Source organism: Leisingera sp. JC1 (genome assembly GCF_001679925.1).
Classification (GTDB): Bacteria; Pseudomonadota; Alphaproteobacteria; order Rhodobacterales; family Rhodobacteraceae; genus Leisingera.
The window spans coordinates 1-603 of sequence record NZ_LYUZ01000066.1; the positions used below are offsets into that span (position 1 = coordinate 1).

The window sequence follows — 603 nt, forward strand, 5'->3', positions numbered from 1 at the left end:
CAAAAAACAGGGCGGTGGAAGCTGCCAGGCTGATGGCCATTGACGGGAGAATTCCAAAACCGAAAAACAACCATAAAGAAATAGCGCCTGCCCACATTGCAAAGGCAGAGAGGAAAAAAAATGGAACCGCCATCAGGAGCTTTCAACCATAAAGTGTTCCGCAGGAATATTCCGCTGGCGCTGAGAATGCCAGAAAAACATCGGGGTTTGCAGGTTTTTATGCGGCACGGGCAAGCCCGGAACGGCGCCGCGAAAAGGAGCGGCGCAGGAAGCCCCTGCGCCGCTTCTGGTTTCAGACCAGCAGGAAGTCGTCGCTCAGCGCCGCGCTGGTATCGGTGATCGACAGATCGCTGATGGTGCCGTCAAAGACGTCGCGGAAGCCTGCCTCGCCGGTCCGGCTAGCCCAGCCGTTGGCGCCGGCCTGCAGATACTCGCTGTTATCGAGCCAGTCGAAGTCGAAGTCCGCCTGGCCGATCAGCTGGCCGTTCAGCTCCAGCGCCACTTCCCCGCCGCCAAAGCTGGCGGTGACGTCATAGTCGGTGTCCTTCTGAATGCCGGTGGCCTTGAAGGTCTTGGACGTGCTGCCCTCCTGGAACCGCACAA

The 603-nt window shown here is 59.0% G+C and carries 1 protein-coding gene; it reads right to left on the bottom strand.

The genetic code is table 11. The annotated features are described in order from the left end of the window. Positions 1–292 precede the first annotated feature (292 nt). Positions 293–603, bottom strand: a 311-nt coding sequence (locus A9D60_RS26520; RefSeq protein WP_175392907.1) for a hypothetical protein, incomplete at its 5' end; no start/stop codon positions are given.